Annotated in this window: 24 protein-coding genes and 1 tRNA gene; 15 read left to right on the top strand and 10 right to left on the bottom strand. The window is 65.2% G+C overall.

What is annotated here, in order from left to right; all coding sequences use genetic code 11:
* The first annotated feature begins 44 nt into the window (after window positions 1-44).
* Entirely contained in the window at window positions 45-485 is a 441-nt protein-coding gene (locus tag ACW2Q0_RS24925) for a hypothetical protein (RefSeq protein ID WP_457193326.1), read from the top strand.
* Between the two features lie 112 nt (window positions 486-597).
* On the opposite strand, the gene ACW2Q0_RS24920 is transcribed toward ACW2Q0_RS24925, so the two are convergent.
* Complete coding sequence (locus ACW2Q0_RS24920) at window positions 598-1185, bottom strand: hypothetical protein (RefSeq protein WP_457193325.1); 588 nt, start codon at window positions 1183-1185, stop codon at window positions 598-600.
* Window positions 1186-1342: 157 nt separating this feature from the next.
* Between ACW2Q0_RS24920 and ACW2Q0_RS24915 the strand changes: the two genes are divergently transcribed.
* From ACW2Q0_RS24915 to ACW2Q0_RS24895, 5 genes are all read left to right on the top strand, one after another.
* Window positions 1343-1501: a CopG family transcriptional regulator gene (locus ACW2Q0_RS24915; RefSeq protein ID WP_364393553.1), complete on the top strand. Its 159-nt coding sequence runs from the start codon at window positions 1343-1345 to the stop codon at window positions 1499-1501.
* A 20-nt stretch (window positions 1502-1521) separates the two neighbouring features.
* On the top strand, window positions 1522-1866 hold the full coding sequence (locus tag ACW2Q0_RS24910; protein ID WP_457193324.1) for a VOC family protein: 345 nt from the start codon (window positions 1522-1524) through the stop codon (window positions 1864-1866).
* Between the two features lie 3 nt (window positions 1867-1869).
* A complete protein-coding gene (locus tag ACW2Q0_RS24905; protein WP_457193323.1) occupies window positions 1870-2718 on the top strand; it encodes a class I SAM-dependent methyltransferase in 849 nt (282 codons plus the stop codon).
* A 400-nt stretch (window positions 2719-3118) separates the two neighbouring features.
* Complete coding sequence (locus tag ACW2Q0_RS24900) at window positions 3119-3724, top strand: MspA family porin (RefSeq protein ID WP_457193322.1); 606 nt, start codon at window positions 3119-3121, stop codon at window positions 3722-3724.
* Between the two features lie 35 nt (window positions 3725-3759).
* Entirely contained in the window at window positions 3760-4485 is a 726-nt protein-coding gene (locus ACW2Q0_RS24895) for an MspA family porin (RefSeq protein WP_457193321.1), read from the top strand.
* A gap of 297 nt (window positions 4486-4782) precedes the next feature.
* Here the strand turns inward: ACW2Q0_RS24895 and ACW2Q0_RS24890 are convergent, their stop codons facing one another.
* Window positions 4783-5724, bottom strand: a complete 942-nt coding sequence (locus ACW2Q0_RS24890; RefSeq protein ID WP_457193346.1) for an acyl-ACP desaturase — start codon at window positions 5722-5724, stop codon at window positions 4783-4785.
* 447 nt (window positions 5725-6171) lie between these two features.
* Between ACW2Q0_RS24890 and ACW2Q0_RS24885 the strand changes: the two genes are divergently transcribed.
* From ACW2Q0_RS24885 to ACW2Q0_RS24860, 6 genes are all read left to right on the top strand, one after another.
* Window positions 6172-6876: a class I SAM-dependent methyltransferase gene (locus ACW2Q0_RS24885; RefSeq protein WP_457193320.1), complete on the top strand. Its 705-nt coding sequence runs from the start codon at window positions 6172-6174 to the stop codon at window positions 6874-6876.
* Window positions 6858-7349 (top strand): TetR/AcrR family transcriptional regulator, encoded by a 492-nt coding sequence (locus tag ACW2Q0_RS24880; protein ID WP_457193319.1) that lies wholly within the window; start codon window positions 6858-6860, stop codon window positions 7347-7349. The genes ACW2Q0_RS24885 and ACW2Q0_RS24880 overlap by 19 nt, the downstream gene beginning before the upstream one ends.
* 103 nt (window positions 7350-7452) lie before the next feature.
* A complete protein-coding gene (locus tag ACW2Q0_RS24875; protein WP_457193318.1) occupies window positions 7453-8199 on the top strand; it encodes an SDR family NAD(P)-dependent oxidoreductase in 747 nt (248 codons plus the stop codon).
* A 16-nt stretch (window positions 8200-8215) separates the two neighbouring features.
* Window positions 8216-9076: an ABC transporter substrate-binding protein gene (locus ACW2Q0_RS24870; protein ID WP_457193317.1), complete on the top strand. Its 861-nt coding sequence runs from the start codon at window positions 8216-8218 to the stop codon at window positions 9074-9076.
* A gap of 307 nt (window positions 9077-9383) precedes the next feature.
* On the top strand, window positions 9384-9845 hold the full coding sequence (locus ACW2Q0_RS24865) for a phage tail protein (RefSeq protein WP_457193316.1): 462 nt from the start codon (window positions 9384-9386) through the stop codon (window positions 9843-9845).
* A 310-nt stretch (window positions 9846-10155) separates the two neighbouring features.
* Window positions 10156-10761, top strand: coding sequence for a hypothetical protein (locus ACW2Q0_RS24860; RefSeq protein ID WP_457193349.1), 606 nt, complete (start codon window positions 10156-10158; stop codon window positions 10759-10761).
* Here ACW2Q0_RS24860 and ACW2Q0_RS24855 read toward each other — a convergent pair.
* Window positions 10675-10965 carry a HEAT repeat domain-containing protein gene (locus tag ACW2Q0_RS24855; protein ID WP_457193315.1) on the bottom strand — a complete coding sequence of 97 codons (291 nt, stop codon included), beginning with the start codon at window positions 10963-10965 and terminating at the stop codon, window positions 10675-10677. The two genes, ACW2Q0_RS24860 and ACW2Q0_RS24855, sit on opposite strands and share 87 nt — an antisense overlap.
* Between ACW2Q0_RS24855 and ACW2Q0_RS24850 the strand changes: the two genes are divergently transcribed.
* Window positions 10925-11875 (top strand): tyrosine-type recombinase/integrase, encoded by a 951-nt coding sequence (locus ACW2Q0_RS24850; protein ID WP_457193314.1) that lies wholly within the window; start codon window positions 10925-10927, stop codon window positions 11873-11875. The two genes, ACW2Q0_RS24855 and ACW2Q0_RS24850, sit on opposite strands and share 41 nt — an antisense overlap.
* Before the next feature lie 96 nt (window positions 11876-11971).
* On the opposite strand, the gene ACW2Q0_RS24845 is transcribed toward ACW2Q0_RS24850, so the two are convergent.
* Window positions 11972-12044, bottom strand: a tRNA-Ala gene (locus ACW2Q0_RS24845).
* Between the two features lie 1002 nt (window positions 12045-13046).
* On the opposite strand from ACW2Q0_RS24845, the gene ACW2Q0_RS24840 reads away from it, so the two are divergent.
* Window positions 13047-13379, top strand: coding sequence for a transglycosylase family protein (locus ACW2Q0_RS24840; protein WP_457193313.1), 333 nt, complete (start codon window positions 13047-13049; stop codon window positions 13377-13379).
* A 703-nt stretch (window positions 13380-14082) separates the two neighbouring features.
* Window positions 14083-14415, top strand: coding sequence for a hypothetical protein (locus tag ACW2Q0_RS24835; RefSeq protein WP_457193312.1), 333 nt, complete (start codon window positions 14083-14085; stop codon window positions 14413-14415).
* Here the strand turns inward: ACW2Q0_RS24835 and ACW2Q0_RS24830 are convergent.
* From ACW2Q0_RS24830 to crcB, 6 genes are all read right to left on the bottom strand, one after another.
* Window positions 14385-15122, bottom strand: coding sequence for a DsbA family protein (locus tag ACW2Q0_RS24830; RefSeq protein ID WP_457193311.1), 738 nt, complete (start codon window positions 15120-15122; stop codon window positions 14385-14387). The two genes, ACW2Q0_RS24835 and ACW2Q0_RS24830, sit on opposite strands and share 31 nt — an antisense overlap.
* Window positions 15123-15241: 119 nt before the next feature.
* Window positions 15242-16576: an MFS transporter gene (locus tag ACW2Q0_RS24825; protein WP_457193345.1), complete on the bottom strand. Its 1335-nt coding sequence runs from the start codon at window positions 16574-16576 to the stop codon at window positions 15242-15244.
* A 100-nt stretch (window positions 16577-16676) separates the two neighbouring features.
* Window positions 16677-18317, bottom strand: coding sequence for a phosphoglucomutase (alpha-D-glucose-1,6-bisphosphate-dependent) (gene pgm / locus ACW2Q0_RS24820; RefSeq protein WP_457193310.1), 1641 nt, complete (start codon window positions 18315-18317; stop codon window positions 16677-16679).
* Between the two features lie 47 nt (window positions 18318-18364).
* Entirely contained in the window at window positions 18365-18727 is a 363-nt protein-coding gene (locus ACW2Q0_RS24815) for a fluoride efflux transporter FluC (RefSeq protein WP_457193309.1), read from the bottom strand.
* On the bottom strand, window positions 18724-19098 hold the full coding sequence (locus ACW2Q0_RS24810) for a DUF190 domain-containing protein (protein WP_457193308.1): 375 nt from the start codon (window positions 19096-19098) through the stop codon (window positions 18724-18726). Before ACW2Q0_RS24810 ends, ACW2Q0_RS24815 begins: the two co-directional genes overlap by 4 nt.
* A gap of 33 nt (window positions 19099-19131) precedes the next feature.
* Complete coding sequence (crcB, locus tag ACW2Q0_RS24805) at window positions 19132-19560, bottom strand: fluoride efflux transporter CrcB (RefSeq protein ID WP_457193307.1); 429 nt, start codon at window positions 19558-19560, stop codon at window positions 19132-19134.
* Window positions 19561-19813: the final 253 nt, after the last annotated feature.

Below are 19813 nucleotides of genomic sequence, written 5' to 3'. Positions count from 1 at the left end.
AGGCCATGCGCACACCACCGTCGAGATCGCCGTCGAAGCGTGCGATGCCCAAGGTCGTCGCCAGGCACGAGCATGACGGCGCGAATTGTGGGCAGCCGGTTTACGTGGACAGCACTCGATCCTGCCCGTGGCGGCATCGGATGGCGATCGGTTTGCTCACCGTCGCATGGGCGGCAGGGTGCGGCACCTCGGAGGAGAGCGCCGCGCCCCCGTGGTCCGGTCCCGCGCCGATACCGGCCGTCACGATCACCATCGAACACCAAAACTACACCGGCACGCCTCCGATCACGCCGGGCGCGGTGCTCACCGTGGTCAACCTCGATTCGGTGCAGCACAGCATCACCAGCAAACGCCCCGGCCTCTTCGATCACGAGATCGGCCCTGGACAGACCATCACTTTCACCGCGCCCGATGAAATCGGCGCACATCCGTTCTACTGCCGATATCACGCGCTCATGGTGGGCACATTGAGCGTTCGGCGCTGAATACCCGGTTTCCCGGATCGACGTGCGCTCGGCCGAGGTGGGTCGGCGCCGCGCCGCCCATCTGTCGCCGACCAGACGCGAATGGACAGTTCCGCCGGACCAGCGAGCCGCGCTACACGCAGTACTGGCAGGTTCCGCTGGCAGGTAGTTGGATGAAGCACTGGGGGCACACGGCGGCGCGAGCAGGCTCGGGCTTGGCCTCCTGCGCAGTGGTATTCGCCGAGCGACGGTCCGCCACCTTCGGTGTGAGCGGCGGGGCGGTCGGCTCGTCGGGCATGGTGGCGCCGTGGTGTTCGTAGCACTGCCACCGGGCATAGGCGGCATGCGACTCGAGGTCCTTCGGGATCGGCAGCCCGGCGAGTTCCAGCACGTACTTGTAGACGTCACCGACGGTGTGGTTCCCCCGCACACAGAGCGAGGTCAGCGGCGGATCGCCGGCATTGTGGCAACGCCGCGCGACCTTGCGCAGAATGGCCTCCATCCAGGTCCGCGTCGGCGCACCGGTGTGCACCCCGGACGCTTCCTGCACCCGCTCGGCCAACTCGTCCACAGTGATGAAGTTCCCGTACTCCGTGGCGATCTCGGACAGCTCCGCATGTGCCGCGAAGGCCCATGCCACCGTCGCCTCCCGCAACGTCACCGGGACGCCGTCACCTGCCCGCCAAGCCCCCGCCGTCGCGGAATCCGAACTCTTGATCACCTGATCAAGCTATCGCGCCGTCCCGCGGCCCGCCGCATGCCCCCACACTCCGTCTGATCAACAGCGGCATGCATTGGTTGCGCGTACCAGTCGACGTTGGCCGCCACCAACGCACGATGATCTTGTTACTAGCTTTCTAGAATGCTAGCATCGGAATGTGGGCGACGAGGATGTGAAGCAGTTCAACGTGTATTTGCCGGTGGGGTTGATCAAGCAGGTCAAGTTCCGGGCGATCGAGTCCGGCATGTCGCTGTCGGCATTGGTCGCGGAGGCACTGCGCGGATACCTCGACGACGCCCATGATCAGCAACCGTGAGCGCGAGAAGGAGAGACGATATGACGACGCAGGGCATTGCAGGCGTTTTCGTCGAGACGCACAATTGGGGCAAGGCGGCCCGGTTCTTTCAGGCGCTCGGTTTCGAACCCGAATTCACCACCGACCACAACTCCGGACTGTTCCGCAACGGCGACGGTCCGTATGTATTCATCGCCGAGATTCCGCGCAGCCAGACCCCGCAGACGCAGCTCGTGCTGACGGTGACCGAACCGGATGCGTTCCGGCCGAGCAGCGATGTCGAGGTGGTGACACCTTTCGAGGAAACCCATTACGGGACAACGGAAATGACAGTCCGCGACCCGGATGGCCGGGTGTGGAGTCTGCAGGTCGGAAAGGTCGGCTGAACCATGCAACAGGTCATCGGCCCGGAGAGCACGGCGGAGCGCGTGGCGCTCTGGCGCGCCTTGCATGTCGAGATCGATCCGGCCCCGCATGTGCTCGAAGACGAGATCGGGCTGCGACTGATCGACCCCGACGACGGGTGGCACGCCCGGGGAGATATGGATCCCGAGACGACCAGCCTCTCGCGCGCGTGCGTCGTTGCGCGCGCCCGTTTCGTCGAGGATCTGGTGGTCGAGCAGGCGGCGCGCGGTGTCGATCAGTACGTCGTCCTCGGGGCCGGGCTCGATACGTTCGCTCAGCGCCGACCCGAAATCGCTTCCGGTCTAACAGTATTCGAGGTGGATCAGTCGGGCCCGCAGGAATGGAAGCGGCGGCGGCTGGTCGAACTCGGCTTCGGAATTCCCCAGTGGCTGCGGCTGGTCCCGGTCGATTTCGAGGCCGAATCCTGGTGGGACCAGCTCATTTCCGCGGGATTCGACCCGTCGCTTCCAGCGGTGGTCGCCGAAACCGGCGTCTCCATGTATCTCACTCGCGCTGCGAATATCCAGACGCTGCAGCGGATCTCGACCCTGGCCCCCGGCTCTACCCTGGCCATGACCTTCCAGCTGCCGCTGGACCTACTGGATGCCGAGGAACGCGCGATCCGCGAGGCCGTCGAGAATGCCGCGCGCGCAAGTGGCGTGCCATTCCGCAGCCTGTTCAGCCCCGACGAATTGATCGAGCTGGCCGAGGCAGCAGGTTTCGCAGCGGCACAACATATTTCCACATCCATCCTGACCCAGCGCTACTTCGCCGACAGAACAGACGGTCTGCGACCACCGAGTGCGGAACAGTTCCTGGTAGCGACGACCTGATACATCGGAGTTGGCCGCCAACAATTTCGCCACAGCGTCGCGCGGTCGAAGTCCGACGAGCGCCGCAGGTAACCGGTGACGCCGACCGTCAACGCGAGCAGCGCTGGAATCGGCGGCCTCCCCGGCAATACCGCGTTGTATGCCATTGCCCCGCCGAAGAACAGTGCCGCGTATTCGGCGCCCAGGTAAGCGAGCCGCCACCGTCGAATCCGCACGCCCACACCATAGTTGTGATATCGCGGGCGCGCTGCCCGGCGCGTGCCGCATCAAGAGCCAGTTGTCAGCGCGTTGACCCCAGGCGGTTTCCGTTCGACAGCAACCACACTGCTGATTCCCAGCTGACGCTCAGATTTGTGTGCGAGATTCTGCCGTAGCTGCTGGCGGTCGAGGATGAGGTTTGATGAGGGTGATCTATGGCGCCGGTCGGTGGTCGGCCGGTATGAGCGTGGGATTAGCGCTGCTGATGCTCGGGGCTGGGTTCGCGCGCGCGGATACGGTGGTACCGCTGCCCGACGGCGAACAGGCCTTCACAACGGCAACGGGTATTCCGGTGGATCTGACCAGGACTGGTGAAACCGCGATCATCTCCCAGTCTCTCGCCGCCAACGGCATGTCCCGCACGGCGCAGCTGTCCGCGACCGCATACGCGACGGCGCCGGGCGCGACGGCAGGCAGTCTGGAGACCGGTTATCTGATCGGCTGCCAGGTCGACCTGTCCGGCGGGCTGTCGCTCGGCGGCGATGTCTACGTCTCGCCCGGCTCGGTATCGCCGGAACTGAATCCGAGTATCAAACTGGTGCCCGGTGGCGTCGCGGTAGTGAAATTCGGCACCAAGAAACTCGACCCCGCGGCGGGTGCGGTCGGCATCGCCTACCGCAATCGTGGCATCCAGCTGAGTGGATGCGGCGGGTACGCGCAGGCGCGCGCGTACAGCTCCCTGACAGTGACCAACGACCAAGGCTCGGCCGAAGTGACGCTGTACGGCGACCCGTTCAGCGTCGGATGAGCGGCGTAATGCGATCGAACGAGAGGAACAGCGCAATGCGCCGTTCAGTGTGCGCCGTGCTCATGACGTGTGCATTCCTGCCCGTCGGGCTGGCGACATCCGGTGCGGCACAAGCCGATACCTCGATACCCCTGCCCGATGGCCACGACCAGTTCACCACCCAAGACGGCCTTGTCGTGGCCGTCGACCGCACCGGTGAACATGCGACGATCTCCGGTTCGATGGCCGCGAGCCCACTTTCCCGCAATGCGTGGGTATCCGGCGTGACATCGGTACACATCACCGTGCCCGCGGGTATCACGGTCACCGGCGGTCGGATCGAGACCGGTTATCTCGTGGGCTGCCAGGTCGACCTCGGCAGTGGCACACACGCGGACGGCAGTGGCGACACGCCGCCCAAACCGAAGGCCGACGCACCCGCTGGTGCGGACAACGGTGGCCACGACAGCGACGGTGGCGGCGGCAGCGGCGGCATCACCGCGGGCGGCTACGCCGGTGGTACCGCAGGCAATTCAGGGATCTCGCCCTACGCCGATCCGTCCCTGAGCGTCCAGTTGAAGCCCGGCAAGGTAGCCACCAAGGAAATCGAGGACTACACCTTCACCGGCACATCCGGCATTACCCAGTACGTGGATCACACGCTGTCCGTAGAAGGTTGCGCGGGCGCCGCCGAAGCCCGTGCCTACACCACGGTCACCGTGCACGACAATGTCATGGACGACTCCGAAACCCTATGGGGCCAACCCTTCAGCCTCGGCTGATCACCCACGCCGGACCCCTGCGGTACCGAACTCTGCGTCGCGATCGTCGACTCGTCGGTCAACGGCATCGCCTACCCAGGCCTGGGCGCGTTCACTGTGACCGCCCGGGTGATCGGCTTCGGCACTGCTCACTCGATATCACTCGCACTGCCGCGTGGTCGCCCTGCGGTACGCCGAACTCGACTGCCGGGCCAGCGAACTCAGGCAACAGTGGATCGCGGCGGTCGAACTATCTCCGTCGCGTCCGGCAGGATGTCACAGTCGGGTGGGTCGCGAATGATTGCGACACACGGTGTGCTAGCCGACTCGCGCGGCCTCGCGGGCGAGAATGCGGGCGCGTTGTTCTTCGAAGCGGACGACATCGCGACCGAGTTTGTCGAGGTATTCGGCGAGTTCTTCGCGGCTGCGCTCACCGCGCGCGGTGAAGTCGGTGCGCTTGAAGACGTTCCAGATTCGCAGCACCGGCAACAACACCTCATCCAAATGCTGACGCAGGTCGTAGATCCCGTGCTTGACCATCAACACGCCATTGCGACGCCAGTTCGGCATACCGGTGCCCGGCATGGCGAACGTCTTCGCGATTTTGGTCACGGACTCCATCGTCTGGTCGGGAGCGATGTCGAACGCGGCACCGGTGATGTTGCGATAGAACATCATGTGCAGATTCTCATCGGCCGCGATGCGCTGCAGCATCCGGTCGGCGATCGGGTCGTCGCAGACTCGTCCGGTGGTGCGATGGCTGACCCGGGTGGCCAACTCCTGGAACGTCACATACGCGACCTGATCGAGCACACCGCTGAAGCCCTCCGGTGCGTGTACACCTCGGGTCAAATGCACCATCCGGTCGCTCTCCAGGGCGACCGGGTCGACAGCACGCGTGCATACGAGGTAGTCGCGCATGGCGATGGCGTGGCGGTTTTCCTCGGCGGTCCAGCGGCCGACCCAGGTGCCCCAGGCACCCGCTTGCGAGAAGTTCTCGGAAATCACGCGGTGATAGGAGGGCAGATTGTCCTCGGTCAGCAGGTTCGTGATCATCGCGACCTTGGCGACCTCCGAGAGCCGCGACTGCTCGGGATCCCAATCCTGGCCACCCATTGCTGCGAAGTTGCGGCCCTCGTCCCATGGCACATAATCGTGCGGGCACCAGTCCTTCGCCGTCGCCAGGTGCCGGTCGACGTTGGCCGCGACTACCGGCTCCAACTCGGTCAGTAACTCGATCTGCGTCAAATCCATTGCTATGCAGCGCCTTTCGATTCGGTGGAAACAACCACGGAACGTACCGCCGTGCACGCATCATCGACTCTGCGACCTCACCACCCCCACCCTAAACGAGCGCGATCGGTTCTACGCGAATCTGGGCCAGGCTCCGTTTGCTGTTAGCTAGCTGAACCGGGGGCGGTAGCGGCAGAATCACCCGAGATCACAGTCCCGCAGGCACCATGCCACGTCGACGGCCCTATGCGACCTCGCCCGAGATCACGGCCCCTCCGACCTGCCCCGACCGGCGCAGCACCGATTTGTTTCGGTTGACGGGCCGCGGGGAAAGCGGGATTCACACCCGAAGCTCTGATCCGCGATCAGCTCCACAACGAGGCCGAACAGGGCACGGACGAACCATCACCCGGCCCTACCCCTAGCGCCATCGACGACATTGACAGACACCGAAGTCACTGATACTCATATGCTATGACTGCGCCGGATGATTTCGAGTTCGAAGCCGTCTACCAAGGCACGGGCGGCCCGTTCGGGCCGGGCGTCAAACCGCCGTGGAGTATCGGGGAACCCCAACCGGAACTCGCCACGCTGATCGAGCAGGGCAAATTCCATGGCGACGTCCTCGATGTCGGATGCGGCGAAGCGGCGATCTCGCTGTATCTGGCCGAGCGCGGCTACACCACCGTGGGACTGGATCTGTCGCCGACCGCGATCGAGCTCGCTCGCGCCGAGGCGGCCAGGCGCGGCCTGGCCAACGCCTCCTTCGACGTCGCCGATATCACCTCCTTCACCGGCTACGACGGCCGCTTCGGCACCATCGTCGACAGCACGCTATTCCATTCGATCCCGGTCGAGTCTCGGACGGGCTACCAGCAGTCGATCGTGCGCGCCGCCGCGCCGGGCGCATCGTATTTCGCGCTGGTGTTCGACCGCGCCGCCCTGCCCGAAGCACCCGTACCGGGGCCTTCGCCGGTCACCGCCGACGAACTTCGCGAGGCGGTGGAGAAGTACTGGGTGGTCGATGAGATCAGGCCGGCGCGAATCCATGGCAATCTGCCCGCAGGCGACATCGGGCTCACTCCCGGCGGTCCGACGTTCCGGTTCGAGGGCATCCGCGACGAACCCAACGGCCGCAAATCGGTTCCCGCCTGGCTGCTGTGCGCCCGGCTGGGCTGACCTCGGAATCGAGCCGGTCGCTGTCCGGCGGCTGGCGGCAGGAGTTGCCCAGCCGACTGTTCCTCGCGCCGGGGCTCGGGCGGGTCAGCATGGACGACCTCGCCCGTGAGTTCGGGACGAGTAAGAAGACGATCTACCGGCACTTCCCGGACAAGCACAGCCTGATAACCGCGGTGCTGGACCGGCTGTTCGGGGCGGTCGAGCGCACGCTGGTCGCGGCGGCCGAGGAGACCGAAGGCCGGCCGTTCGGTGAGCAGGTGCAGCGGTTCCGATACGCGACGTGCAGCGAACTCGGGCGCATCGGCGCGGCTCAGCGGGAACCGGGCGGGCGACGCGGTGCTGCGCAAGCACGTGGCACAGCGGATGGACGCAGTGGTCTACCGACGGCTCGACGACCTGTACCGGCACGGGCTGCGGTCGACACCACCCGAACTGCTCAGCGAGATCATCCGCGGCGCGGCGCCAGCTGCTGAACTCGCCGTTGCCGGGCAAGTTCGATCGCAGCGCGGCCGATCTGCTGCGAATGACCGTCGACACGGTTCTGTATGAGGCAATTCGTGAACAGGAGGTCCAATCGTGACCAGGGTGGCATTGGTGACCGGGGCCAGCAGCGGAATCGGCGCCGCGACCGCGCGCCTGCTGGCCGAACGCGGAATGCGCGTTGTGGTCAATTACCTGCACAGCGATCAGGCGGCCAAGGATGTCGTGGCCGAAATCGAGGGCGCTGGCGGCCGGGCCATGGCCGTGCGGGCCGACGTGCGCGACGTGGTGGCGGTCGACGGCATGATCGAGCAGATCCGGGCGGCCTGGGGCAGCGGTGTCGACGTGCTCGTGCACAACGCGCTCACCCCGTACGCGATCAAGCCGTTCCAGGACATGACGTGGGCGGAGTTGGGCGGCAAACTCGACGACGAGATGCGGGCGGCGTATGTGGTCACCAAGGCCGTGCTACCCACCATGACCGACCAGGGCTGGGGACGCATCATCTATCTCGGCACGGGTCTGAGCCGCCGGCCGCGGGAGGGCATGATCGCGCTGGGTACGGCCAAGGCGGCGCTGACGCAGTTCGCCCGGTATCTCGCGCAGGAACTGGGACCGCAGGGCATCACGGTCAATGTCGTCGAGCCGGGCCCGGTGGCCGAGACCAGGATGTCGCACGTACTCGACGACGAGGTGAAACAGCGGCAGGTGGCCGCCACCCCACTGGGCCGCCTGGCGATCCCGGCCGACGTCGCCCAGGCGGTGGCCTTCTACGCCAGCGAGGACAACAGCTTCATGACCGGCACCACCGCCGCGGTCAACGGCGGCATGGCGATGTACTAAAGCGAAGGGGACGGTTATGCACACCATTGACCTGGCCTATGTCGGCCGGGGCCTGCACGAGGAACTGGTCGCCCATATCGCCGACCAGGAGGGATACTACGCGGACGAGAGGGTGCACGTCGCACTGCACGACGGCACCACCTGGGACGAGGAACGGTTGCGCCACAGCGCCACCATCGGGCTCGGCCGGGCGCTGCTGTCGCGGCTGACCGGCGGCATCCCGTGGGTGACGCTCACCGTCAACACACACCGTCCGCTGTTCTGGTTCCTCGCCCGCGCCGGCCTGACCTCGCTGACGGACTTGGCCGGCCGACGGCTCGCGGTCCACCCGCCGGACACCGCGCCCGGTTGCTTCGCCCGGATCGTGGTGCGCCGAGCCGGCCTGGACCCGGACCGCGACGTGCACTGCATCGTGCGGCCGCCCGGCGACTACGGCATGGACCTGCGCCAACTGCGCGACGGCAGCATCGACGCCGCCTACGTCGGCAGCACCATGGCGCCGGAGGCGGTCGCCGCCGAGCACGGGTGGCAGGTACTGGCCTGGGTCGGCGACCACTTCCAGATCCCCACTGTCGGCGTGGCCGTCGACCCCAACCACATCCAGCCGGACGCCCCCGCGGTCCAGGCCCTCGTCCGCGCCCACCGGCGCGCCCTCCGGGTGATCCACGAAGATCCCGACACCACGGTTCGGCATATGCGAACGTTCCTCGGCAGCCAAACCGCGGGCGAGGTCCGAGCCCACTACGAAAAGTTCATCGCACCGTATTACACCACCGACGGCAAGGTCGATCTGGCTGTCGCCGACAGCGCGATCACTGCGGTCGCCGCCGAGCTCGGTGTGCCCGCCAGCCTCGACGCGGCCGACTTCTACCGCTAGGCAACCCACTGCAGGAAAAGCTCGACGGTCACCGGTGGTGTTGCTGTCAGTGACCGCATTTCCTTGGGGCAGACCGGAACCGGGTGTTCGGCTCGGATCGTGCTGCACCAAGCCGGCCACGACCACGGCCCGCGACCTCCAGACCCGCTGGCCGGGACCGCTACACGCGCGACCAGCCCGCCACGCCGCCGGTCACCGACAGCTCGGGAGGCGACCTTGTAATGTTTCCACTGGAAGCGCTGCGGTTCGTCCGATGTCAAAGGACATTCGCGCAGACACGAACGGACATACATGCTGAGGAATTCCCATGCCCTATGCCGTTGACTTCAACACCGTATCTACCGTCGGCCTGGAGTCGTCGCCGGTCGCGGCCGCGCTGGCTGGTCTGCGGGCGAACGAGGCCCGGTACTTCAAGAACAAGTACGGCCACGTCTTCACGGTTGAGCCTGCGAGTGACGCCGAGTCGACCATCGACTGGGTGAACCGGATCCTCGCGGAAGAACGTGGAATCGTCATCTCCTCTCGCCCGCTCGAGGCGACAGCGTTCCAGGTCGACAACATACGGATCGCATACGTCTTTTATGAGAACGGTCTGTCGATCAACGTGATGTACACCGTCGACGACCTCGGGAAACGGGCGGTCGGGTTCAAGCTCTCCGACGGGATGGAAGTCCCTGGCGAACTCGCCTCGTTCAAGTTCGCGAGGCAGAAGTCGAAGCTGGCCGGAACCATACGCGGCTCCTACTTCGTCATCAAGAACGAGTACTGACCCCAGGACCGGCGCGATCGGGTGCGCGAAGCGTCGCGAGACGGCTGACGTCCGCACAAACCGAGAAGTAACGCCTACAGGTCAACGTGCGCTCATTCCGTATATCGGTGCGCACCGAAACTCGGCTGTGCGGCTTTGGATGCCTTGGATCAGCACACCCATCGGCCCGTCCGAAGAATCCGATACAAAGCAGAATGCAAACGGTGGGTTTCCGTGCGGCCAGGCCAAACAAATAAGGTCAGGCCCGGTTAAAAACCGAGCCTGACCTGGTACTTCCGTGGACCTTGGGGGACCGTACTACAACACGAACATGCAGGTAGAAGCGCTGGAGCAGTTGCTGGCGGCGCTGCCCGACCCCGACGGACCAGCCCCTGCACCGACTAAGCGGCCTAATCCAGCCCGGCCCCACCAACTCCAACGACGCCTCACCACCAACCAGCGCGCCGAGATCGCTGCCGCATACGATGCCGGAGCCTCCGCCAAACAGCTCGCCATCCAGTGGCAACTCGCCAAAGCCAGCATCCGCTCCATCCTGCGCGACGCGGGTACCCACATCCGGGAGCGAGGGCGGCTCAGCGAAGACGAAATCGACCACGCCGTCACCAGCTACCAGCACGGCGAGTCGCTGAACCGCATCGGCGACCGGTTGAACGTCGCCACACCACCGTTCGGTCGGCACTCGAACACCGCGCAATCCCAAGGCGTGATAGCCACGGCCGGTCCCGGTGACCGTGCCGCTAGCAGAACAAAATTCGAATATCCGCTGGCTCGCTTATGTCCCCACCCCGCCAGCCACGTCACCTGCTTGTTGTCAGCCAGCGCTGGGGATTCAGGACCGTCCCCCGAAGACGGTGATGTCGTCCAATGCGTCTTCAACGCGACCACCGATGATCGGGTCGTTGACGAGTTCGCGTAGCGCAGGAACGACGCGGTCGGTGTCGATGGCCCTGTGAATACGCACGAGGTGTCCCAGGGCCGTCACCGCACCGGAGCGAACATTGGGGTCCGGATTCTCGAGCAGGGCGAGCGCGCGGTCGGTGACCCATCCGCCATCAGGGTCGTGAAGAGCCAACCGCAGTATGGCCTGCGAAACCGCCAGGTTGTCGTCCGAATCGAGCATCGCGATCGCCTCATTCCGGCCGATCGGTTCGAGGCTTTGGTACGTACTCACAGCGGCTTGCCCTTCCTGTTCACTGTTTGCAGCCGGGAGCGTCACCGGCCATACCTGCGCACGCGCCTTTGACCGCGTCGTGCACGGGTTTATCGGCGTGCCGCAGCTCGCCAGCGAGGTCGTGACATTGCTTGGCGGCCTCATAGTAGGTCCGCCAGTTGACCTTCACCGCTCATCCCCCTCGGAGCATCTCCAAGTTTTCCTCGACCGCGGTCGTGTAGCCGATGTGTGCCTTGCGCGCCACCTCGCTGATATCGCGGGCACCTTCGGCGAATTCTCTTGCCCCGGCTGCCCATTCACGATGAGCGTCCGAATATGCCTGCGCGGCAACACCGTCCCAACCGGTTCCCGCCAAGGTCGCAACCTTGGCGTCGACCGCATCGAGATGTTCGGCGATAACGCTGGCGAGGGCGGACAGACGGATCACGACCTCATCCAGACGGATGGTTCGCGGGCCACGCTGCCGGTACCGCGGCCACTGCTCGCCGTGCTCCGTGAGCATCGGAAACGTCAGCTCGAAGAGCGGTTCGCGGCCGGTAACCAATGGCGCGAGTCAGGTTTGGTGTTCACCACGAAACTGGGGCGACCGATCGAGCCTCGGAACGTGAATCGCATGTTCCATCGACTGTGCGAGAAAGCGGGGGTTCCGGAAGTCCGGGTGCAGGATCTGCGGCATTCGTGCGCGACTTTGCTGTTCACCATGGGCGTCGAGGCGGCCACGGTCCAAAAGATCTTGCGGCACAGCTCGATCACGGTGACGACCGGCATCTACATGGAGGTGATCGAGGCCGTGAAGCGTGACGCGTTGGATTCGATGGACAGCCTGTTCGGTTCGTCCGCCGACGACACGGCGAGTTGAACTGTCGTCAATCGTGTCGTCAGAAGGCTGTGAATGACATGAGTGAAAGCAAAAGGCCAGATCCGGAATATCGCCGGACCTGGCCTTTTGCATGGGTGGAGCTAAGGGGACTCGAACCCCTGACCCCCACACTGCCAGTGTGGTGCGCTACCAGCTGCGCCATAGCCCCGAGTGGGTCGCTGTCGGGTTTCCCTGACTGCCTGAACGAAGTTACACCACTGCCGTGTCGGCAACCAAATCGCCTCGATTCGGGGGGACGGAGGGGGTTGTTCGACTGTCTTGGGTCAACCTTTCGGCAGGATCTCGACTGCCCCGCAGGATGGTTGCGACCGGTGCGGTGGACCCGGATTGGGTTGACGCTTGGCAGTCCCGGCGAGAGTGCATCCAACAAGCACCCGAGGATGCCGAGGGTATGGTCTGCGCGCCGCAGCTCAGTAGGACCGTCGGTCAGTCGCCGCGGCAATTACTGACGGCGCGCTACCGGTCGGACTCTACCCAGGCCATTTCCGCGGCCAAAGCATAGACGAACTAGAGGTCAACGTCCCGCGTCTCTACCGCGATATCTACGCAAACGATGCCGGTCCAGAGGTTCCCGGCGCACTGTAGCCGCTTATCGCGCGCTTCGACCGCTGCGCAGTGGACTTTCGCGCGGCCATCCTGCGGGCCCGGCCTGCCGTCGCGCACCAACTGGGCGCCCGGACATTCGATCGTTCGAACCGCGAATCGGCCCGCGCGCGAAATTCACAAATACCCCAGCGGATAACAACTTCACCATCCGCACCTGACTGGAAGTACAGGGAACCGACCGCGAAACCGGAAATTCATCCCAGGACCCGGCGCCAAAATGCGACGCAGATCACTATTTCGTAGTGATCCCGAACACATAACGTAACTATCACAAACGGTCTTATATATAAATTTTCAGGCATTCGAGCTGGGGAAATAAAGGGAAATCAAGCCTTCCAGCGGATCAATTCGTGCGTTATCGCAGCGTGATCTGTAGCGAATTATTCGCTAGCGTCGTCGACAGCCCGGATCAACGCGACGGGCTCGAACCGAACCGCTGAACGCCGGTAACCCTGCCCCGCGGTTTCGAGGGTCCCCTACACCGCTGGGGGCAGGGACACGGCGGAAGTCCGCCGGAGCCGAGCGGGCGCAGCCAGGAATCCACATGACTCAGAACCGCAAGTTCACCCGTGCCCTTGGTCTCGCTGCCGTCGCCGGTGCCATCGCCGCTGTTCCGTTCGGCCTGTCCACCGCCACCGCATCGGCCGCCGGCCACAACTGGGATGCCGTTGCCCAGTGCGAGAGCGGCGGCAACTGGGGTATCAACACCGGAAACGGCTTCTCCGGCGGCCTGCAGTTCACCCAGAGCACCTGGGCCGCCAACGGCGGCTCGGGCAGCCCGGCCAACGCCAGCCGCGAGGAGCAGATCCGCGTCGCGGAGAACGTACTCGCCACCCAGGGCCCGGGCGCTTGGCCCGTGTGCGGCTCTTACCTGTAAAACCGGATAGACGCGACGGGGTCCGTGCCATCGGGCACGGGCCCCGTTGTCTTCGGAACGAAATCGCAAGTGCCGGAGCTATTTCCAGCAACACGGTCAGCAATCGCCGCACAGCTCCGCCCAACAGCGGAATCGAAACCCCTCCGCGGCGACGGAATGCATAATTCCGAACCCAGCTCGAGATCCCTGCGACGTCAATCGATCGTCCCACTCATCGGTACCGAATATTCCAATTGCGCAAATCGAGCGTTCTCATGGCCCGAAACACCTGCGGGCAATGATCCATCTCACTACCCTGTGTCCACCCGGCAACTCGTCCTGATCCACGCGCGGGTCATGCTGACGTTGCGCGAACCGTGCGCTGATCGAAGCCCGCGCCCGCGGTCTCGATGTCGAGGAAATCGAGCGGGGCGTGTGGCGACAGATGTTGCGGCCCAACATAATCGGCTCGGCGTTGGCGATCAGCCTGTTCCTCGCCTTCTTCTACACCATCGTGTCGTTCCTACCCGTGTATATGGCGACGAACTTCGGCTTCAGCCGGCGAAAGCCAATATGCTCGGCAACTGGTACTGGGGCGCCGATGCGATCGCCCTGGTGCTGGCCGGAATTACGTCGGAATAACTCGAGGTGCGCAAGCCGTTCATGATCCTCGGCGCGCTGATCAGCATCGTCGGCATGTACGGCGGCGGCCGTCGGCCCCAAATTGGCGCAGGCGACACCCCAGCTGCAGTCGGCGCTCGGCACCATTCCGGCCGATGACCGGGCCTATCTGGCCGGAGACGCCAAGGAAGTGCAGCAGGCGCAGGCCGATTCGCCCAAGCAGTGGGAACACTGGTGGTGGATCTGCCTGGGCGCGCAGGTCGTATTCCTACCGTCCGTCTCCCTGATGGCCGGGCACTGGAGCCCGAAGAAGGCGGACGCGCAGGCCAAGGCGCACGACGAACTCGTCGAGCGTGAACTGGCCGCGATCGCGAAGGGTGAGCCGGAACCCGCCGGACAGGTGCTTCACTTCGTCAGGTCGACGACCCATTCGTGATTGTTGACATCGACCTTGTCCTTGCCGTCGAAGACGGCGGGCGTGGCGACCTCGCCATTGGCATCGGTCAGCGCGGCGCGAGCCATCTGCGCGTGGATCTTCGCCGCGTCGAGTTTCGCGCCGGAGCTGATGCACTGCACCGCCTCCAGCGAAGCGCCTGATTGCTTGGCAACGTCGGCGAGATCGCCGTTGCTCAGATCCGAGCTGCCTTCGCCCGGCTGCTTCGAGGTGAACAGCAGCGCGTGGAATTTCGAATACACCGGACCCGAACCGTTATCCGCGACGCATTCATTCGCGGCGACCGCACGGGTCGAATAATCCTTGCTCTTCGACTTCGGGTCGAGGAATGTCACGAGGTGGTATCGGATGGCGAGTTTGCCCGCGTCGATCTGCTGCGCGATCTCCTGACCGTAGAGCCGCTCCAACGCGCCGCAGGACGGGCACAGCGGATCCTCGTACACATCGATGGTCTTCGCCGCGTCAGGGCGGCCGAGGAGAATCGTGCCGTTGTTCTGGTCCAGGACCGTGTGCACGTCCGCGCTGTGCACCGATCCGTACCCGTCATTTCGGATCTCCGCGTCGTCGCGCCCCCACCGGAACGCGAGGAACACGATCAACACGATGAGCGCGAGCGCCACCCCACCCAGGGCATATGTGGTCGCGCTGGACATCGGCCGCGGCGTGTACTTCGATCCCGATTCGCTCACCCCGAACACTCTGCCCCAACCACTGCCCACCCCGCGCATGGGGTGCAAGTTCTGGACCGTTGATCGCCATGCATCAACGCAGGCGAATGTCGAGAAACCCCGCCATGGTTACACGGTGATCAGATGTCCAGGGGAGACGTCTTGCGGGTGGGGTTGTCGGCCAGGAGGTGCTCGGTGCCCTCCGGGCCGCGGATGTGGTCGGGCGGGCAATCCGTGACGGTTTCCACTATCGATTCGACAGCGCGTCGATGCAGTGGTTCCGGGATGAATGCCCAGATGGCGGCGGCAATGGCAAGTAGTGCGCCGGTCAGGGCGAGGGCGAGGCCGTAAGAGAATTGCTGGGCCACCGCGCCCACTGCGACCGGGCCGATGACGGTGCCGAGGTCGGCCGCCATCTGGAAGCCCGCGAGGACCGGGCCGCCGCGGGCCTTCGGTCCGATGACGTCGGCGACCGCCGCCTGCTGCGCGGGGGTGAACATGCCCGAGCCCAGCCCGGCCACGAATGAGGTCACGAGCAGCCAGGCCAGGTTCGGCGCGAGCCCGAGCCCGGCGGTACCGGCCGCACAGATCAGGGATCCGATGATCAGGAATGGCTTGCGGCCGAAGCGGTCCGAGAGCCTGCCGGATGCGAAAAGCACTGCCACATTGCCCGCGGCGAACATCGTGAGCGTCACACCGGCCATGCCTGGTTTCTGATGCAACACTTCGACAACGAGCAGCGGCACGAGCGCCATCCGCACGCCGAATACCGCGGCACCGTTGGCGAAATTCGAGAGCAGTACCGCCCGGTACTCCGACCGAGCCAGTCCCTCCCGGAACGACATGAGTCGCAGCCCACCCACCGGTTCCCGTGCGGCCAAGGTCGAATGCCGAAGGTTCACATAGACGACCCCGGTAGCGAGCAGCAGCGCCGCGGCGTAAATCAGGAACGGCGCGCGCAACCCGAGCCCGGCGAGCGCACCACCAACCAGCGGCCCACTCACCGACCCGATCAGAAAGCTCGTCGACCACAGCCCGGACACCCGCCCGCGCTGCGCCGGTGGCGACATCCGGATCACCAGCGCCAGCGACGACACCGTGAACATGGTCGACCCGACCCCGCCCGCCGACCGCAACACCAACAACTGCCAATAACTCTGGGCGAATGCACTGGCCCCTGTCGATACCGCGACAATCAACAAGCCGCCGAGATACACCGACCGCTCCCCCAGACGCTGCACCAGCCGCCCACTGACCGGCGCGAACAGCAACCGCATCAACGCAAAGGCACTGACAATCGCCGAAGCCGCTGCAACCCCGACCCCGAAGGCCCGCGCAAACTGCGGCAAAACCGGCGCCACCAGCCCGAACCCGGCGGCGATAACAAACGACGCACCGACCAACACCCAGATCTCGACCGGCAACGCCCTGGACGTCGCCCCGCTCCATCCAGCCCCCGCCCCGCCCGGATCCAACGCCGCTGCCGTGTCCACCGATCCCAACACGCCGGTCGACTTCGCTGTCACTCCCGAGCCCGCCGAGCCTAGCGCCCCAGCCGAACCCGCGGTCGATCTATCACTCACCGGACAGCGCCTGCCCAACCACTTCTTCCGCGGCCGCTTGGACCTGGGTCAGGTGTTCGCGGCCCTGGAAGGACTCCGCGTAGATCTTGTACTTGTCTTCGGTGCCAGAGGGGCGGGCGGCGAACCAGGCGTTTTCGGTGGTGACCTTCAGGCCACCGAGGGGCGCGCCGTTGCCGCGGGCTCGGGTGAGGACGGCGGTGATGGACTCACCGGCGATCTCCTTCGTGGTGATCATGTCCGGAGTCAACTTCCCGAGCAGCGCTTTCTGTTCCGGCGTCGCCGCGGCGTCGATGCGGGCATAGGCCGGACTGCCGTAGCGCTTCTCGAGTTCGACATAGCGCGCGGACGGGCTCTGGCCGGTGACAGCGGCGATCTCGGTGGCCAGCAGGGCGAGCAGGATGCCGTCCTTATCGGTGGTCCACACGGTGCCATCCATGCGCAGAAACGATGCGCCCGCACTCTCCTCACCACCGAAAGCCAGACTGCCGCTGAACAATCCGGGCACGAAGAATTTGAATCCGACCGGCACTTCGTACACATCGCGGCCGAGCACGCTGACCACCCGGTCGATCATCGACGAACTCACCGCGGTCTTGCCGATCTTGGTGAGCGCATCCCAGCCCATCCGATTCGCGACCAGATATTCGATGGCGACCGCGAGGAAGTGGTTCGGATTCATCAGTCCGCCATCGGGTGTGACGATGCCGTGCCGATCCGCGTCGGCATCGTTGCCGGTGGAGATGTCGTAGTCGTCCTTGATGGCGATCAGCGAGGCCATCGCGTAGCGCGAGGACGGATCCATCCGGATCTTGCCGTCGGAATCCAGCGTCATGAACCGCCACGTCGGATCGACGAACGGGTTGACGACCTCGAGTTCGAGGTCGTAGCGCTGCCCGATCTCCTCCCAGTAGTCGACGCTGGCACCGCCCATCGGATCGGCGCCGAGGCGGATTCCGGCGCCGCGAATGGCGTCCAGGTTCAACACATTCGGCAGATCCGCGATGTAGTGGTCGAGGTAGTCGTAGCGCTCGACGCAGTTCTCCAGCGCATGCCGCAGCGTGGTCCGTCGCACCCCGGCCAGGCCGTTGCGCAACAGTTCGTTGGCACGGTTGGCGATGGCATCGGTGGCCTTGGTATCGGCCGGCCCGCCGTGCGGCGGGTTGTATTTGAAGCCGCCGTCGCACGGCGGATTGTGCGACGGCGTGACGACGATGCCATCGGCCTGATGCTTTGCGCCACCGCGGTTGTGCCGCAACACCGCATGGCTCAGCGCGGGCGTCGGGGTGTAGCGATCGCGGGCGTCGATCATCGCGGTCACATCATTGGCGGCGAGCACCTCGAGCGCGGTGGTCCACGCGGGTTCGGACAACGCGTGGGTATCGCGGGCCAGATACACCGGACCGGTAATCCCCCGCGTGGCACGGTATTCCACAATCGACTGGGTGATGGCCAGGATATGCGCCTCATTGAACGCGGTGTCCAGGCTGGAGCCCCGATGGCCCGAGGTGCCGAACGCCACCAGCTGCGCGGGCTCGGCCGGATCCGGGATGCGGCTGTAGTAGGCCGTTACCAGACGCGCGATGTCCTCCAGGTCGGTGGGACGCGCGGGCCGCCCGGCTCGATCATGGGCCATGCTCGGGTTTCCCTTCCGTATCGGCTGCGCCCGGCTCGTCATCAAAATCATGACCACAACCAGTGGGTCGTGGCCGCGGCGGCGAACACCGCGGTCAGGCTGGTCGCGACACTGAGCACCACATTGCCCAGCGCATAGGCGTACGCGCCCTCGGCCGCGAGCCTGATCGTCTCGTAGCCGAACGTGCTGAATGTGGTCAGCGCACCGCAGAAACCTGTTCCCGCCGCGGCCAGCAGCCAGTGGTTCGCGCCGGCGCCGATCAGTCCACCGAGCAACGCCGAACCGACAATGTTAACGGTCAATGTGCCCAGCGGCAGCAGAGATTCGAATCGCGCGGCCACCGCACGATCGATGAGATATCGCGCCGGCGCACCGACCATGCCGCCGACCAGGACGAGCAGCACCATCATCGGGCGACCCCCAGCGTCGGCTGCCAGACCTCGACTTCGGACAATGCGACGTTCACCGCGGCGAAAACCTCGGAATTCTGTTCGACGAAGGCGCGTAACCGTTCGGCCTCGTCGATGATCATCACCAGCACGGGTAGGTGTTCGGCCAGATCGAGGATCCGACTGGTGTGGATGCGCGAGGACGCGCCGTAACCCTCCACCCCGCGCCACACGCTGGCACCGGCCAGTCCGCAGTCGCGGGCGCGCCGCACGATCTCGTGGTACAGGGGACCGTGCCGCCACTTGTCGTCCTCGTCGAGTAGCAGCGTCAGCCGCGCCGCCGAGTGCCACTGTCCCGCCGCCGGACCAGTGCCCGTCAGTGAATCTTTCATCGCCTGACCCCCTTCCGTCGCGCTCTCCACTATTCAACTCATCCGCCGTGCCGTACCAGTAGCCCACCGCGCCGAAATCATGCCGAGCACGACCGCCCCCAGTCCCGCGACCACCGTCCCCCCGAGATAGCCGAGCGCCTCGACCGCGGCACCCGATTCGAGCAGTCTACGAACCTCGACGCTGTAGGTGGAAAAAGTGGTGAAGCCGCCGAGCACACCGATACCTAGAAATGGGCGGAGCAGTCTGTGGGCTACCCATACCTCGGTGATCAGAACCATCAGAATTCCGATCGCAAAGCATCCCACGACATTGATCGTGAAGGTCGCCCAGGGGACCTGGTGCGGTTGTGTGGGCCACCACACGCCGATGGCGTAGCGCGCCAGCGCGCCGACACCACCGCCGAGTGAGATCACCACCAGCACCATCGGCTCGACGGCAGGGGTGTGGGCCCGCTTCCCCATGCGCTGACCTCCTGCCGAGCCGAATGCCACCGGCGCAATGCTAACGGTCGGATCGGCCGAGCCGAACATCCGGGACGGCGGCACGCACTATGACCGCCCGTCGTTCGTCGACACGTCAGCGCCGAAAAGGTACCAGTCCTGGAAGGTTCGGCCGAAGTCCCCACCTACGGACACAGGTCCGACGATGATGGCGGCACCGACGGCGGTACCAAGAGCGCCTCGGAAGAGGACGAAAGCGAGCGCCAGCAACTGT

This window comes from Nocardia citri (genome assembly GCF_054065835.1).
Note: the sequence above shows the minus strand (reverse complement) of the source record. Positions and strands in the feature narration are given on the sequence as shown.

Excerpts from the sequence above, each read along its gene's own strand:
- ACW2Q0_RS24925 (WP_457193326.1), top strand. The coding sequence starts at position 45 with ATGCCCAAGGTCGTCGCCAGGCACGAGCATGACGGCGCGAATTGTGGG.
- ACW2Q0_RS24910 (WP_457193324.1), top strand. The coding sequence starts at position 1,522 with ATGACGACGCAGGGCATTGCAGGCGTTTTCGTCGAGACGCACAATTGG.
- ACW2Q0_RS24905 (WP_457193323.1), top strand. The coding sequence starts at position 1,870 with ATGCAACAGGTCATCGGCCCGGAGAGCACGGCGGAGCGCGTGGCGCTC.
- ACW2Q0_RS24900 (WP_457193322.1), top strand. The coding sequence starts at position 3,119 with ATGAGGGTGATCTATGGCGCCGGTCGGTGGTCGGCCGGTATGAGCGTG.
- ACW2Q0_RS24895 (WP_457193321.1), top strand. The coding sequence starts at position 3,760 with ATGCGCCGTTCAGTGTGCGCCGTGCTCATGACGTGTGCATTCCTGCCC.
- ACW2Q0_RS24885 (WP_457193320.1), top strand. The coding sequence starts at position 6,172 with ATGACTGCGCCGGATGATTTCGAGTTCGAAGCCGTCTACCAAGGCACG.
- ACW2Q0_RS24870 (WP_457193317.1), top strand. The coding sequence starts at position 8,216 with ATGCACACCATTGACCTGGCCTATGTCGGCCGGGGCCTGCACGAGGAA.
- ACW2Q0_RS24865 (WP_457193316.1), top strand. The coding sequence starts at position 9,384 with ATGCCCTATGCCGTTGACTTCAACACCGTATCTACCGTCGGCCTGGAG.
- ACW2Q0_RS24860 (WP_457193349.1), top strand. The coding sequence starts at position 10,156 with ATGCAGGTAGAAGCGCTGGAGCAGTTGCTGGCGGCGCTGCCCGACCCC.
- ACW2Q0_RS24850 (WP_457193314.1), top strand. The coding sequence starts at position 10,925 with ATGGCCTGCGAAACCGCCAGGTTGTCGTCCGAATCGAGCATCGCGATC.
- ACW2Q0_RS24855 (WP_457193315.1), bottom strand. The coding sequence starts at position 10,965 with ATGCTCGATTCGGACGACAACCTGGCGGTTTCGCAGGCCATACTGCGG.
- ACW2Q0_RS24840 (WP_457193313.1), top strand. The coding sequence starts at position 13,047 with ATGACTCAGAACCGCAAGTTCACCCGTGCCCTTGGTCTCGCTGCCGTC.
- pgm (WP_457193310.1), bottom strand. The coding sequence starts at position 18,317 with ATGGCCCATGATCGAGCCGGGCGGCCCGCGCGTCCCACCGACCTGGAG.
- ACW2Q0_RS24815 (WP_457193309.1), bottom strand. The coding sequence starts at position 18,727 with ATGATGGTGCTGCTCGTCCTGGTCGGCGGCATGGTCGGTGCGCCGGCG.
- ACW2Q0_RS24810 (WP_457193308.1), bottom strand. The coding sequence starts at position 19,098 with ATGAAAGATTCACTGACGGGCACTGGTCCGGCGGCGGGACAGTGGCAC.
- crcB (WP_457193307.1), bottom strand. The coding sequence starts at position 19,560 with ATGGGGAAGCGGGCCCACACCCCTGCCGTCGAGCCGATGGTGCTGGTG.